Consider the following 14,380-nt stretch of genomic DNA (forward strand, 5'->3'; position numbering starts at 1 on the left):
GTCAGCGGTAGCGCGGCGTCAGCAGTGCTTGCCCGACCTGCAGGCCGCTGCCCGCCATGTCGTTGAGCTCGACGATCTCGTCGATCACCACCCGGCTCGGCATGTCCGGGGCCACCCGGGCGGCGATCGACCCGAGCGACTCCCCCGCCCGCACGTGCACCACCTGGGTGGAGACCGGGGACGGGACGGTGGCGCGCTGATAGTCCGAGCCGACGATCGCGACGATCCACACCAGCATCGCCAGTGCGACACCGGTCATGACCGCGACCGCGGTGGTGCGACGCCGACGATGGACCGACGACACCGCGGTCCCGCGCACCGGGACCACCACCGCATCGGCACAGGCCACCCGGCCAGGGCCCACACGACCGGCACCGCCACGTCCGGCACCCACACGTCCGCCGCCCACACGTTCGGTACTCCCGCGCCCCGCCACCACCCGACCGCGGCTGCGGGCCGCGGTCGTGACGCGCCGCTCGACGCCCGGGTGCTCGATCCGACCGCGGTGTTCGGCGAGACCGCGGTGTTCGATCCGACCGCGGTGTTCGGCGAGACCGCGGTGTTCGAGCCCGACGCGCATGGCATCGGCCTCGGCCGGATGCCGGCCCGCACCGCGACCGCCGGGGCGCCGGCCCCCCGGGTGCCGATCGGCGCCGCGGGCTCCCGCCGCAGGTCGGGGCGTGGGGGTGCCGGACGGACGGGTGGCCGACGGGGCCGCTGCCGCCGCCGGACGGTCCGATATCAGGGTTGTGTGCATGAGAGAGAGCCTCCCGTTTCTCGATCACGCGTTCGATGAACTGTTGTTCGAAGTTCTATCACGGGGCTCCGACAAATGTCGTGGAAACACGTCGAACAGGTGTTTGAGGTTGTCGGGAACGTGGGATAACCTCGATCACAGAAGATGCCGACGCGGGGCGGCACGGAAAGGACACGTACGCGATGAGTGACAAGACGCGGCGCGCGGCCGGGTCGTCGGGCGCGAAGTCGAAGGCCGGGTCGTCGAGGGCGGGATCGTCGCGAGCAGCGGCGAACCCGGATGCGATCGACCCGGTGGTCATCGAGGCCACGCTGACCCAGCGTCAGCGCGAGGTGCTCGAGGTGATCCGCCGATCGGTCCGCGAGCGCGGCTATCCGCCGAGCATCCGCGAGATCGGTGATGCGGTGGGTCTCAACTCGACCTCGTCGGTGGCCCACCAGTTGCGCACCCTCGAACGCAAGGGACTGCTCAAGCGCGACGCCAATCGCCCGCGTGCGGTCAACGTGCAGGACAACCAGATCGACCCGAATCCCTCCGACGACCCGGCCGCAGCCGGTCTGCCGACCCCGGCATTCGTGCCGGTGCTCGGCCGGATCGCCGCCGGCGGACCGATCCTCGCCGAGCAGGCCGTGGAGGATGTCTTCCCGCTGCCGCGCGAGCTGGTCGGCGACGGATCGCTGTTCATGCTCAAGGTGGTCGGCGAGTCCATGATCGACGCCGCGATCTGCGACGGCGACTGGGTGGTGGTCCGTCAGCAGAACGTGGCCGACAACGGCGACATCGTCGCCGCGATGATCGACGGCGAGGCCACCGTCAAGACCTTCAAGCGCGGCAACGGCCAGGTGTGGCTGATGCCGCACAACGAGCTCTTCGACCCGATCCCGGGCAACACCGCCGTCATCCTCGGCAAGGTCGTCACCGTGATGCGTCGGGTCTGACACCCGGCGAACCCACCTCGACGAGAACTGCCCTCAGGAATCGCATCCCTGAGGACAGTTCTTCTGAAGTCGTTCTCACACAGCGGTTCTCGCCGGTACGGTGCCGGGCGAGGGCGTGCTCAGCCGGCCAGGACCGCCGCTGCCGCCGCCCGCGCGGCGGCCGCCTCCGAGGTCGCCAGGGCCGCCCGGGCCGCATCACGGCACTGCGCCAGCGACACCTGTCCGAGGCGTGCGCCGACGGCCGCCGCCGCGACGGGGGCACTCGACAACGAGCTCACCCCCATCCCCACCAGGACGCAGGCGAGCAGCGGATCCGCGGCCGCCTCGCCACACACCCCGACGGGCTTTCCGGCGTCGGCACCGGCCCGGGCCACACCCTCGATCAGGTGCAACACCGCCGGCTGCCACGGATCGGTGAGCTCGGCCAGCTCGGCCGACATACGGTCGGCGGCCATCGTGTACTGGGTCAGATCGTTGGTCCCGATCGAGACGAAGTCCACCTCGGCGAGCACCGCCGATGCCAGGATCGCCGCGGACGGGATCTCGATCATCACCCCCGCGATCATCCCTCGTGACCGCACCTCGGCGGCGAAGTCTGCGGCCTCGGCCGGTCCGGCGATCATCGGTGCCATCACCCGCGCGGTGGCACCGGACTCCTCGGCGGCCCGGGCGATCGCGTCGAGCTGATTCGTCCGGATCTCGGGATGGGTTGCGGTCAGCCGGTTTCCGCGGATACCCAGCGCAGGGTTCGCCTCGGCGCCGTGGTCGACGAAGCGCAGCGGCTTGTCCGAGCCGGCGTCGAGCGTGCGGATCACCACCTTGCCGCCCGGGAACGCGTCGATCACCTCGCGATAGAGCACCACCTGCTCGTCGACCGTCGGCTCGTCGGCGCGGTCGAGGAAGGTCAGCTCGGTGCGGAACAGGCCGATGCCCTCGACCGGGTATCCGGTCGCGGCGCGCGCGGAGACGCCGTCGGCCACGTTGGCGAGCACGGCCACCTCGTGACCGTCGGCCGTGCGGCCCGGTCCCGACCACGCGGCGACGACCTCGGCCTGCCGGCGGCTCTCGGCCACCGCCGCCCGGGCAGCCGTCGGCTCCGGGTCGATCTCCACGCTGCCGGCGGTGCCGTCGACCAGCACGGTGGTGCCTGCGGCCACCGCGTCGAGTCCGGCCACCGCGACCACACAGGGGATGCCGAGCTGGCGGGCGATGATCGCGGTGTGGCTGGTGGGTCCGCCCAGCCGCGTGACCAAGGCGGTCACCAGCGCCGGGTCGAGTCCGGCGGTGTCGGCGGGTGCGAGGTCGTCGGCGAAGAGCACCGACGGCGACTCCGGTACCGGGACACCGGGTTCCGGGAGTCCCAGGACCTCGGCGATCACCCGGTCACGAACGTCCTCGAGGTCGGTGACACGCTCGGCCATCACGCCGCCGAGCGCGGTGAACATCTCCGCGAACTGGGCGGTGGCCCCGGTCGCGGCGAGTGCCGCGGGCGCGCCGTCGGCGATGCGCTTGGCCACCGCCCCGGTCCAGCCGCGATCCTCGGCGAGGCCGGCCGTGGCGATCAGGACCTCGGCGGCTGCGCCCGATGCATGGGAGGCGCGATCGCGCAGGCGGGCGGCGACCGCCGCCGCGGCGGCGGTGAACCGGGCCTGCTCGGCGTCACGGTCTGCCTCGTCGACCTCGGTGCGGGTCTCGAGATCGCCGGCGGCGCCGATTCGCTCTCCGGCCCGGATCACCGGCCCGTATGCGATACCGCCGACCACCGGGGTGCCCTGTAGCGACTCCATCGCCACCTCGTCCTTCAGCTGATTCACGACCGTGCCCTTTCACTCTGCACTTGTCTTGTGATCGAAGTTACAAGAAAAGCTTGACTTGTCAATACGTTCAGGCGTAAACACAGATATATCAACATTGATAGCCACTTATATCCACATCGCTGGTGAGTGGCGTCACTCGATCGGAGCAACGTGTACGCGGAAGAGCGACAGCGGGCGATCGCCGAAAAGGTGAGCACGCAAGGTCGGGCGTCGGTCAGCGACCTCGCCGAACAGTTCGACGTCACCGGCGAGACCGTGCGTCGGGATCTGGCGATCCTGGAGCGCGGCGGACATCTCACCCGGGTGCACGGCGGTGCCGTCCGCCCCGACCTCGCCCAGATCGGCGACGAACAGGGCGTCGCCGAGCGTGCGTCCGCCAGCTCGGCGGAGAAGGCCGCGATCGGCCAGGCCGCCGTCCGGTTCCTGCCGCCCGACGGCGGTTCGGTGATCGTCGACGCCGGCACCACCACCTATCAGGTGGCGCTACGCGTCCCGCCGCAGCGCCGACTGACGCTGGTGACCAACAGCATCCCGGTGTCGGCGGTGATGACCGCGCTCCCCGACTGCACCCTGCAGCTGATCGGCGGCCGGGTCCGCGGCGTGACCCAGGCGGCGGTGGGCGCCGAGGCGGTGTCGCGGCTCGAACGCATCCGGGCGTCGGTCGCGTTCATCGGCGCCAACGGCCTCAGCGAAGGTCTGGGACTGTCCACCCCCGATCCGGAGGAGGCCGCGGTCAAGTCCGCGATGGTCCGGGCCGCACGGCAGGTGGTGGTCCTCGCCGACTCCTCGAAGATCGGCCGGGAGGACTTCATCTCCTTCGCCGACCTCGACGAGATCGACGTCCTGGTCACCGACGCCGGGATCGACGCGGCGTTCTCGGCGGTGCTGGCCGCCCACGGCATCGAGGTCGTGATCGCATGATCCTCACCCTCACCGCACATCCGAGCCTCGACCGCACCCTCGAACTCGCCGCACCGCTGGCACGCGGCGAGGTGCAGCGCGCCGTCGGTGTCCGCAACGAACCCGGCGGCAAGGGCATCAACGTCTCGCGCGTGATCGCCGCGAGTGAGATGCCGACCCGGGCCATCCTCCCGGCCCACGACGGCGATCCGCTGCTGACCGCCCTGCAGGGCGTCGGACTCGAGATCGATGCCGTCGGGGTCTCCGGCGACGTCCGTACCAACATCACGATCGCCGAGGCCGACGGCACCACCACCAAGATCAACGCGCCCGGGCCCGCGCTGGACGCCGACGCCGTCGACGCGCTCACCGGCCTGCTGCTCGATCGTGCCGCCGACGCCGCCTGGGTGGCGCTGTGCGGCTCACTGCCGGCCGGGGTCCCCGACGACTGGTATCGCACCCTCGCCGATTCCCTTGCGCCACTGGGGTGCCGCGTCGCGATCGACACCTCCGGGGCGCCGCTGACGGCGGCCGTCGCCGGCCCGGTCGACCTGATCAAGCCCAACGAGACCGAGCTCGCCGAGGCATGCGGTCTCGACCCGGCGGTGCTGCGGGCGGCCCTCGCCGCCGGCGACCTCGGCCCCATCGTGGCCGCATCCCAGACGATGGCCGAACGGATCGGCGGCAGCGTGCTCGCCACGCTCGGGGCCACCGGCGCGATCCTGACCACCACCGGCGGCAGCTGGTTCGCCTCACCTCCGCCCATCGTGCCGCGCAGCACCGTCGGTGCCGGCGACTCCTCGCTCGCCGGCTATCTGATCGCGGCGACACGCGGCGACGACGAACCCGGCCGGTTGCGATCGGCGGTCGCCTACGGCGCGGCGGCCACCGCCCTGCCCGGCACGCAGGCGCCCCGGCCCGAACATCTCGACCTCGCACACATCCCGGTGACCGCCCTGTCCACGTCCCCGGTGCAGGCCGGCTCACCCGTCCCGACAATCCCGACCCCCACGGGTCTCTCCCCGGAGTAAGGAAAACCGATGTCCGAACCGATCATCACCGCCGCCACGGTGAGCCTCGACGTCGACGCGGGTCCCGACCCGTCGTCGGTGATCACCCACCTCGCCGAACAGCTCGGCGCCGCCGGACGCACCACCGACGTCCGCGAGCTCGCCGACGCCGCCCTGGCCCGGGAGGCCAAGTCGGCCACCGGCCTCCCCGGCGGCATCGCCATCCCTCATGCGCGGGTCGCCTCGGTGACGCAGGCGAGCCTGGCGATGGCCCGGCTGTCGGCACCGGTGAACTTCGACGCTCCCGACGGCCCCGCCGATCTGGTCTTCCTGATCGCCGCACCCGAGGGCGGCGCATCCGAGCACATGAAGCTGCTCAGCTCACTGGCCCGCGCGCTCGTCCGCCCCGACTTCGTCACCGCACTGCGGGCGGCGAAGACCGACGCCGACATCGTCGCCCTGGTCGAGGAGGCCATCTCCCCGGCGGCTCCCGCAGCCAAGCCCGCAGCCGAGCCCGCAGCCGCCGCCCCGGCGGCACCGGTCGAGTCCGCCCCGGCTGCGGCCACCGCACCCGCCACCTCGGACGCGCCGGCCGCCGACAAGCGCCTGTCGATCGTCGCGATCACCGCCTGCCCCACCGGTATCGCACACACCTACATGGCCGCCGACGCCCTGCGCTACGCCGCCGAACGCGCCGGGGTGGACTTCCACGTGGAGCCGCAGGGCTCGTCGGGCACCACCCCGTTCACCTCCGACGTGATCGCCGGCGCCGATGCGGTCATCTTCGCCACCGACGTGGGCGTCAAGGGCAAGGCCCGCTTCCACGGCAAGCCGGTGATCGCCTCGGGCGTCAAGCGTGCGATCAACGAGCCCGACACCATGATCGCCGAGGCGGTCGCCGCAGCCGGCAACCCGCATGCGGCCGTCGTCCGCGGTGGCGACGGTGACGAGGCGGACGGGCAGGCCACCGGGTCGGGTGAACCCGGCCTGGGCAAGCGCACCCAGCAGGCCCTGATGACCGGTGTCAGCTACATGATCCCGTTCGTCGCGGCCGGCGGTCTGCTGATGGCCCTGGGCTTCCTGCTCGCCGGATACGAGATCGCCAACAGCGTCGTCGACTCGTCGATGAGCGATGCCACCTACTACGCACTGCACAGCAGTCTCTGGGATCTGCCGCCGGGCGGACTGGGCCAGTATCTGGGTGCGGTGAGTTTCGCGATCGGCAACCTCGCCCTCGGACTCGCGGTCCCGGTACTCGCCGGATACATCTCCTTCGCGATCGCCGACCGTCCCGGTATCGCACCCGGATTCGTCGCCGGCCTGGTCTCGCTGGCCGTCGGCGCGAGCTTCATCGGCGCCCTGATCGGCGGCCTGCTGGCCGGTGTCGTGTGCCTGTGGATCTCTCGAATCCCGTTGCCGCAGTGGGCACGTGGCCTGCAGCCTGTGGTGATCATCCCGCTGTTCGGTTCGATGATCATCGGCGCGGTGCTGTTCATGTTCCTCGGCAAGCCGCTGGCATGGATCACCGAGCAGATGACTTCCGGCCTCAACAGCATGAGCGGCGGGTCGGCGATCGTCCTGGGTATCGTGCTCGGCCTGATGATGTGCTTCGACCTCGGCGGACCGGTCAACAAGACCGCCTACCTGTTCGCGACCGCCGGCATCGCCGACACCGCCACCGCCGGAGCCGCGCAGTACGAGATCATGGCCGCGGTGATGTGCGCGGGTATGGTCCCGCCGCTCGCCCTCGCCCTGGCCTCCACCGTGCTGCGGCCGCGACTGTTCAGTGAGCCGGAACGGGAGAACGGCAAGGCCGCATGGCTGTTGGGCGCATCGTTCATCTCCGAGGGCGCCATCCCGTTCGCCGCGACCGACCCCTTCCGCGTGATCCCGTCGATGATGGCCGGTGGCGCCCTGTCCGGCGCCCTGATCATGGCCTTCGGCGTCGAGCTGCGGGCACCGCACGGCGGCATCTTCGTGTTCTTCGCGATGAACGCCTGGTGGTGGTTCCTCGTCGCCCTGGCGGCGGGCACACTCTTGTCGGCGGTGTGCGTGATCGCGGCCAAGCAGTTCGGTCACACTCGTGCTGCGGTGTCCGCCCCGGATCTCGAGGCGGTGCCGGCCTGATCGATCACCCGCCCCGAACCATCACCGTCAATTCGCTCGATCCCTTCCACCCGAGGAGTCAGAAACCATGCCCAGCACCACCGTTGCCGTCGGATCGGCCGTCGGTCTGCACGCCCGTCCCGCCACCATCATCGCCGACGCCGCTGCCGGCGCAGCCGTCCCCGTCACCCTCTCGCTCGAGGGCGGAGAACCCGTGGATGCGGGCTCCGCGCTGATGATCATGACCCTGGGCGCCGAGAAGGGCACCAACATCGTGGTCAGCGCCGACGACGCGGAGGTCCTGGCGACCATCGCCGAGCTGGTCGCCAAGGATCTCGACGCCGAGTAGCGGACGCGCGGCCGGCCGAGACGCGAAGGCCGCCCACCCGGGTTCTCCCGGATGGGCGGCCTTCGTCGTCGGTGCGGGTTCGGCGCGGTTTCGCCGGACCCTCGGTTCAGGTGGCGGCGGGCTCGACGGCGAGGCCGGCGAGTTCACCGGCCAGCGCCTCGGGGACCCGCACGCGCAGGATGCTGCCGTCGGCGTCGTGTTCGGCCGAGAGCACCTCCCCTTCGCGGTGGATGCGGGAGATCACGTCGCCGCGGGTGAACGGCACCGCGAGGGTCAGCTCCACGTCGGAGCGGCGCACGTGGTCACGCACGCGCTCGAACAGCTCCGGCAGTCCCTCGCCGGTGCGGGCGGAGACGAATACCGCACCGGGGACCGCGGCCCGCAGTTCGGCCATGCGCAGCGCGTCGACGGCGTCGATCTTGTTGATCACCAGCAGTTCCGGTGGCGGGGTGGCGTCGTCCTCGGCGACCACCTCGTTGATCACCTGGCGGACCGCGGCGATCTGTTCGAGCGGGAACTGGTCGCTGCCGTCGACGACGTGCAACAGCAGATCGGCGTCGACCACCTCTTCCAGAGTCGAGCGGAACGCCTCGACGAGCTGGGTGGGCAGATGCCGCACGAAGCCCACGGTGTCGGTGAAGACCACCTCGCGGCCGTCGTCGAGGGTGGCGCGGCGCGTGGTGGGGTCCAGGGTGGCGAACAGTGCATCCTGGACCAGCACACCGGAGCCGGTCATCGCGTTGACCAGGCTCGACTTGCCGGCGTTGGTGTATCCGGCGACGGTCAGCTGCGGCACCGACCCACGATGACGGGCCGCGCGCTTGGTCAGCCGCGCGGTCTTCATCTCTCGGATCTCGCGGCGCAGCTTGGCCATCCGTTCGCGGATACGACGGCGATCGGTCTCGATCTTGGTCTCACCCGGACCACGCAGGCCCACACCGCCGTTGCTGCCGGCGCGACCACCGGCCTGCCGGGACATCGACTCACCCCAGCCACGCAGACGCGGGAGCATGTACTCCATCTGCGCCAGCGACACCTGCGCCTTGCCCTCCCGGGAGGTGGCGTGCTGGGCGAAGATGTCGAGGATCAGGGCGGTCCGGTCGATCACCTTGACCTTGACCACCTTCTCCAGGGCGGTCAGCTGTGCGGGGGTGAGCTCACCGTCGCAGATCACGGTGTCGGCGCCGGTGGAGCCGACGATGTCGTGCAGCTCCTCGGCCTTGCCCGAACCGATGTAGGTGGCCGGGTCCGGCGTCTGGCGCCGCTGGATCACCGCGTCGAGGACCTGCGAGCCCGCGGTCTCGGCGAGGGCGGCCAGCTCGGTCATGGCCGCGTGTGCCTGGGCGGAGGTACCGGTGGTCCACACGCCGACCAGGACCACGCGTTCGAGGCGTAGCTGTCGGTACTCGACCTCGGTGACGTCGGTGAGCTCGGTGGACAGGCCCGCGACACGCTGCAGCGATGCACGGTCGGAGAGCTGGAGTTCACCGGTGGTCGGATCGTCGGCCCGGTGCGTGGTCAGCCCGTGCAGACCGGCCAGGGCGGTATCTCGATCGATGGGGTCTGAACGGCCGGGATCGGACGAGTCATGCGCAGCGGTGTCCGGGTTCCGGACGTCGTCGCGGTCGGGGCCGTCGGTGTTCGAAAGATGAGTTGATGTCGTCATACGCCTTCCATGGTCGCATGGATCAACGTCGTCGAGCACCTGATTTAGTCCCCGACGGCACCGGCCGTCACCTCCGGGGCGGGGATCGCGGTGGCGGTCCAGCCGGGTCGGAAGCGTCCGTCGGCGACCAGTGCCGACGGCCCGCGCAGCCACGCGTCGTCGGGCAGGATCTGGATCTGCACGCGCCCGCCGGGCACGTCGATGGTGATCTCACCGGTCGATTCCCCGCGGTGGGCGAAGCCCGCGGCGGCCGCGGCGACCAGCCCGGTTCCGCAGCTGCGGGTCTCGCCGACACCGCGTTCGAAGACCCGCATCCGGGCGTGCAGGCGGCCGTCGGCCTCGGTGGGGACGGTGAGCAGTTCGACATTGGTGCCGTGCGGGAACACCTGGGAATCGATCTGTACGCCCGTGCCGAAATCGACCGCGGCCAGGGCATCGGCGTCGAGGCCGGGGACCACACAGGCCAGATGCGGGTTGCCCACGTCCACCGCGATGCCGCGGTAGAGGTCGGACCCGATGGTGACCGACGAGTCCACGCCGAGCCGGGCGGGACCCATCTGCACGCTGACGTCGGCGTCCTGGGTATCGAAGGAGTGCACGATCACCGGCCGTGCCCCGGCACGCGAGCCGACGGTGAACTCGTCGGTGCCGGCGAGTCCGGTGGCGCGGACGTAGTGGGCGAAGACCCGGACCCCGTTGCCGCACATCTCGGCGATCGAGCCGTCGGCGTTGCGATAGTCCATGAACCAGTCGTCGGGTGACACCCCGGCGGGCAGCGCGGCGAGGGTGCCCGCGGCGACCAGGGCGCCGGCACGGGCGACGCGCAGTAACCCGTCGGCGCCGATCCCCCGCTGCCGGTCACAGATCGCGGCGACCACCTCGGTGGGCAGGTCGAGTTCGGCGGCCGGATCGGTGAGGATCACGAAGTCGTTCTGGGTGCCGTGGCCTTTGACGAACTCCCACGCCTGATCGCTGTTCACCCCACCAGGGTAGCGAGCCGAGCGCCGCCGGCCGCGCGCCCGCCTCGCCTGGACCGGCGGTTCGGCGAGGGCGTCAGGCAGGTGGATCGCCGAGTGCGGCGACGGCGCGCGCGGTGAGGTCGCCGACGGCGGCATCGAGCCAGATCAGCCGGTGATCGCGACGGAACCAGCGCCGTTGGCGGCGAACGTAGCGTCGGGTCCCGATGAAGGTGAGTTCCTCGGCGTGCGCGAGGTCGTACTCGCCGTCGAGTGCGGCGAGGACCTGGGCGTAGCCGATCGCCCGGCGGGCCGTGACACCGTCGCGCAGGCCGATCTCGGCGAGCGCGGCCACCTCGTCGACCAGACCGTCGGCGAACATCGCCCGGGTACGGCGGGCGATCCGCTCGTCGAGTTCGGCGGTCTCCCGGTCGAGCGCGAGGATCCTGGTGCCCCACCGGGGTTCGCCGATGACCGGCGCCGATGCCGCGAACGGCTGCCCGGTGATCTCCACCACTTCGAGGGCCCGCACGATCCGTCGGCCGTCGGTGTCGAGGATCGCCGCGGCCGCGGCCGGATCGACCTCGGCGAGCCGACGATGCAGCGCGCCCACCCCGATCTCGGTGAGCAGCGCCTCGTAGCGTGCGCGGACCTGCGGGTCGGTGGCCGGGAACCGCCAGTCGTCGAGCAACCCCTGGATGTAGAGCATGGACCCGCCGACGATCACCGGTGTCCGGCCGGCCGCACGCAGTCTCTCGATGTCGGCGGTCGCCGCCACCTGGTACTGCGCGACGGTCGCCGTCTCGGTGACGTCGAGGACGTCGATCTGGTGGTGTGGGATGCCGCGCCGCTGCGCCGGCGGGAGTTTCGCGGTCCCGATGTCCATGCCGCGGTACTGCTGCATCGCATCGATGTTGACGATCTCCCCGTCGAGCGCCTCGGCAAGGTCGAGCGCGAGATCGGACTTGCCGACCGCGGTGGGACCGACCACGGCCACCGGCACCGGGCCGGTCACCGGGCTCACGGCGTCCACGTGGCGACCACATAGCCGACGCCGAACGGCGCGCCGGCGTAGTGGACATCGCTGCGGACCGGACGATCACCGACCAGCGCCGCGGCGACCTGCCATGCGGGCCGGCCGCCCACGCCCACGTCGCGGCAGTCCGCATCGGTCAGACGGGCGAGCGCACCACGATCGGCCGAACCGAGGGCTCCGTCGATGTCCTGTTGCAACGCAACGGCTTCCGCACGCAGTCCGCCGCCCGGGGCCTTGGCCGACAGGGCGGTGGCGCCGTCGCCGACGACCAGCACGCCCACCGGGGCCGGATCGGAGTCGACACATGACGCGAGTGCGGCGCCGATGTCGGCGCAGTGGGCCGGATCCGCGGCCGGGGCCACCGTCACCGGCCGGATCGACTCGACACCCATCTGCCCGCGTAACCAGCCGGCGATCAGCATGGACAACGGCAGGCAGGGATCGAGCGGCCCGGGGGCGGTCGGCACGCCACGGGTGCTCAGGCGCACCGACAGGTCCACCCCGAAGCGCGCGAACGTCCCGCTCGCCGGTTGACCCGCGTCGATCCGTGCCCGATCCGCACAGTCGAGATCTGCACCGTCGGGATCGGGACCGTCGGGATCTGCATGACCGACACCGTCGATGGCGCCGGTCCCCTCGTCGGCCGCACCGATCGCGATCCAGGACGACACGCCCGGGGTCGCAGCGGTCACCGCGGCCAGCACGGCATCGCGGACCGGGGCCGTGTCGGTGGCCTCGGGACCGGCCAGTTCGGGGACCAGTAGGGGCGCGCTGGGGACGAAGACCACGGACGCAAGCACGTCAACGACGCTAGTCGACCCGGCCGCACGATCGCTCGGCAGCGTCCCCCGGCAGCCTCGTCGAACACCCGCGGCCGCCGAGTAGCACACCTGCGACGACCCACCGGAGAGACGACATTGCCCGGCTGTGGCCCCATAACTGCCGCTGGGCTGCTTGAATGGGGAAGATCCCGGCGCACATCGGTGCGGGCCGGGACACGACAGTGACCGGCAGCCGTGACGCGCGGCAACCACGATGCGGGAGGGCACCTGCGATGACCGGAGAACAGAACACCGACGGCACGGACGCCGAGAACACAGCGGCACCGGCGACCACGTCGGAATCCGGGACCTCCCCGGCACCGCGTCCGGGCCCGAAACCCGGACCCAAACCGGGTCCACGGCCACGGCCGGCACCTGCCGGGCCGGTCACCCCGATCCCGGTGCAGGCCACCGACCCGCATCGGTACGGCCGGATCGACGACGAGGGCGTGGTCTGGCTGACCACATCCGCCGGTGAGCGCCGGATCGGCGAGTGGCAGGCCGGCTCCCGCGAGGACGGTCTGACGCATTTCGCCCGGCGATTCGACGACCTGGCCACCGAGGTCGAGATCCTCGAGGAACGCCTCGCCGCCCGGTCCGGTGACCCGAAGAAGTCCCAGCTCGCCGCGAAGCACCTGCTCGATTCGCTGCCCGACGCCGCCGTGATCGGTGACATCGACGCGCTCGAGAAGCGACTGTCGAAGATCGTCGGTGCGGCCGACGAGGTCGCCGACACCCTCAAGGCCGAGAAGGAACAGGCCCGGTCGGCGGCGATCGCCCGCAAGGAGGAGCTGGCCGCCGAGGCCGAGAGCATCGGCGCCGACTCCACCCAGTGGAAGGTGGCCGGCGATCGCCTGCGCGCGATCCTCGACGAGTGGAAGTCGATCAAGGGCATCGACCGCAAGACCGACGACGTGCTGTGGAAGCGGTATGCCAAGGCACGCGATGCGTTCAATCGTCGGCGCGGCGCGCACTTCGCCGAGCTCGACCGGGTCCGTGCCGGGGCCAAGGCCCGCAAGGAAGAACTGATCACCGAGGCCGAGGCGCTCTCGTCGTCCACCGACTGGGGTCCCACCGCGGGCAAGTTCCGCGATCTGCTGACCGAGTGGAAGGCGGCCGGCCGGGCGCCCCGCGACGCCGACGAGGCGCTGTGGCAGCGATTCAAGGCGGCTCAGGACGTGTTCTTCGCCGCCCGCAATGCGGTCGCCACCGAGCGCGACGCCGAGTTCACCGCGAACGGCGAGGCCAAGGCGCAGCTGCTCGACGCCGCCGAGAAGTCGATCGGGGCGGCCCCGGATCTCGAGGCCGCACGCCGCGAGTTCCGGGAGTTCCGGGACCGGTGGGACGAGATCGGCAAGGTGCCGCGCGAGCAGATGCATTCCCTCGAGGGGCGTGCGCGCAGCCTGGAGAAGAAGATCCGCGACGCCGAGAACGCCCAGTGGCAGCGCACCGATCCCGAGGCGCTGGCCCGTGCGGCGCAGTTCGCCGATCGCGCCGCCCAGCTCGAGGAGCAGGCCCGCAAGGCCGACGAGCGTGGCAAGGGCCGCGAGGCGCAGAAGCTGCGCGAGCAGGCCTCCCAGTGGCAGGAGTGGGCGCAGGCCGCGCAGAGCGCGATCGCCGACCGCTGACACCCCGTACTCCGACGCACTCGGCCCCGAGACCACATGGTCTCGGGGCCGAGTGCGTCCGACCGGCCTCGCACCCCCGACGGCGGGCATCAGACAGCGACACCGTCTCCTCAGCCGATCACCGTCACCAAGCGACCGCGCACCCCCAACGCTGATCGAGCCGACGAGGAGCGCAGCGACGAGACGTGCCGAAATCTCCGCACGCCGAACACCCGGGGCGACCACCTCCAACGGCGGGCACCCCCAACGCTGATCGAGCCGACGAGGAGCGCAGCGACGAGACGTGCCGAAATCTCCGCACGCCGAACACCCGGGGCGACCACCTCCAACGGCGGGCACCCCCAACGCTGATCGAGCCGACGAGGAGCGCAGCGACGAGACGTGTCGAAATCTCCG

General features: G+C 71.3%; 12 protein-coding genes. 6 read left to right on the forward strand and 6 right to left on the reverse strand.

The window, feature by feature from the left end:
* Position 1: 1 nt before the first annotated feature.
* Positions 2-757, reverse strand: a complete 756-nt coding sequence (locus Q9K23_RS02100) for a LysM peptidoglycan-binding domain-containing protein (protein ID WP_261977706.1) — start codon at positions 755-757, stop codon at positions 2-4.
* Positions 758-1,041: 284 nt separating this feature from the next.
* Between Q9K23_RS02100 and lexA the strand changes: the two genes are divergently transcribed.
* On the forward strand, positions 1,042-1,695 hold the full coding sequence (gene lexA / locus Q9K23_RS02105) for a transcriptional repressor LexA (RefSeq protein WP_307190370.1): 654 nt from the start codon (positions 1,042-1,044) through the stop codon (positions 1,693-1,695).
* A gap of 119 nt (positions 1,696-1,814) precedes the next feature.
* Here the strand turns inward: lexA and ptsP are convergent, their stop codons facing one another.
* Positions 1,815-3,482, reverse strand: coding sequence for a phosphoenolpyruvate--protein phosphotransferase (gene ptsP, locus Q9K23_RS02110; protein WP_305950527.1), 1,668 nt, complete (start codon positions 3,480-3,482; stop codon positions 1,815-1,817).
* Positions 3,483-3,662: 180 nt separating this feature from the next.
* Between ptsP and Q9K23_RS02115 the strand changes: the two genes are divergently transcribed.
* The 4 genes from Q9K23_RS02115 (at position 3,663) to Q9K23_RS02130 (ending at position 7,877) form a co-directional block, all read left to right on the forward strand.
* The gene (locus Q9K23_RS02115; RefSeq protein WP_053776528.1) at positions 3,663-4,433 is read left to right on the forward strand and encodes a DeoR/GlpR family DNA-binding transcription regulator; all 771 of its coding nucleotides are present in this window, start codon (positions 3,663-3,665) and stop codon (positions 4,431-4,433) included.
* A complete protein-coding gene (locus Q9K23_RS02120) occupies positions 4,430-5,443 on the forward strand; it encodes a hexose kinase (RefSeq protein ID WP_305950375.1) in 1,014 nt (337 codons plus the stop codon). Before Q9K23_RS02115 ends, Q9K23_RS02120 begins: the two co-directional genes overlap by 4 nt.
* A 9-nt stretch (positions 5,444-5,452) precedes the next feature.
* A complete protein-coding gene (locus Q9K23_RS02125; protein ID WP_305950376.1) occupies positions 5,453-7,549 on the forward strand; it encodes a fructose-specific PTS transporter subunit EIIC in 2,097 nt (698 codons plus the stop codon).
* A 67-nt stretch (positions 7,550-7,616) separates the two neighbouring features.
* Positions 7,617-7,877, forward strand: coding sequence for an HPr family phosphocarrier protein (locus Q9K23_RS02130; RefSeq protein ID WP_053776426.1), 261 nt, complete (start codon positions 7,617-7,619; stop codon positions 7,875-7,877).
* A gap of 106 nt (positions 7,878-7,983) precedes the next feature.
* Here the strand turns inward: Q9K23_RS02130 and hflX are convergent, their stop codons facing one another.
* From hflX to Q9K23_RS02150, 4 genes are all read right to left on the reverse strand, one after another.
* Positions 7,984-9,543 (reverse strand): GTPase HflX, encoded by a 1,560-nt coding sequence (gene hflX, locus Q9K23_RS02135; protein WP_082365732.1) that lies wholly within the window; start codon positions 9,541-9,543, stop codon positions 7,984-7,986.
* Positions 9,544-9,587: 44 nt separating this feature from the next.
* A complete protein-coding gene (gene dapF, locus Q9K23_RS02140) occupies positions 9,588-10,523 on the reverse strand; it encodes a diaminopimelate epimerase (RefSeq protein ID WP_053776425.1) in 936 nt (311 codons plus the stop codon).
* A gap of 73 nt (positions 10,524-10,596) precedes the next feature.
* Positions 10,597-11,523 (reverse strand): tRNA (adenosine(37)-N6)-dimethylallyltransferase MiaA, encoded by a 927-nt coding sequence (miaA, locus tag Q9K23_RS02145; protein ID WP_305950528.1) that lies wholly within the window; start codon positions 11,521-11,523, stop codon positions 10,597-10,599.
* Complete coding sequence (locus Q9K23_RS02150) at positions 11,520-12,335, reverse strand: hypothetical protein (RefSeq protein ID WP_305950377.1); 816 nt, start codon at positions 12,333-12,335, stop codon at positions 11,520-11,522. The genes miaA and Q9K23_RS02150 overlap by 4 nt, the downstream gene beginning before the upstream one ends.
* Before the next feature lie 254 nt (positions 12,336-12,589).
* Between Q9K23_RS02150 and Q9K23_RS02155 the strand changes: the two genes are divergently transcribed.
* Entirely contained in the window at positions 12,590-13,984 is a 1,395-nt protein-coding gene (locus tag Q9K23_RS02155) for a DUF349 domain-containing protein (RefSeq protein ID WP_053776424.1), read from the forward strand.
* Positions 13,985-14,380: the final 396 nt, after the last annotated feature.

The organism is Gordonia sp. NB41Y, assembly GCF_030718915.1.
Taxonomy (GTDB): Bacteria; Actinomycetota; Actinomycetes; order Mycobacteriales; family Mycobacteriaceae; genus Gordonia; species Gordonia desulfuricans.

Excerpts from the sequence above, each read along its gene's own strand:
- Q9K23_RS02120 (WP_305950375.1), top strand. The coding sequence starts at position 4,430 with ATGATCCTCACCCTCACCGCACATCCGAGCCTCGACCGCACCCTCGAA.
- Q9K23_RS02100 (WP_261977706.1), bottom strand. The coding sequence starts at position 757 with ATGCACACAACCCTGATATCGGACCGTCCGGCGGCGGCAGCGGCCCCG.
- ptsP (WP_305950527.1), bottom strand. The coding sequence starts at position 3,482 with ATGGAGTCGCTACAGGGCACCCCGGTGGTCGGCGGTATCGCATACGGG.
- Q9K23_RS02155 (WP_053776424.1), top strand. The coding sequence starts at position 12,590 with ATGACCGGAGAACAGAACACCGACGGCACGGACGCCGAGAACACAGCG.
- Q9K23_RS02130 (WP_053776426.1), top strand. The coding sequence starts at position 7,617 with ATGCCCAGCACCACCGTTGCCGTCGGATCGGCCGTCGGTCTGCACGCC.
- Q9K23_RS02125 (WP_305950376.1), top strand. The coding sequence starts at position 5,453 with ATGTCCGAACCGATCATCACCGCCGCCACGGTGAGCCTCGACGTCGAC.
- hflX (WP_082365732.1), bottom strand. The coding sequence starts at position 9,543 with ATGACGACATCAACTCATCTTTCGAACACCGACGGCCCCGACCGCGAC.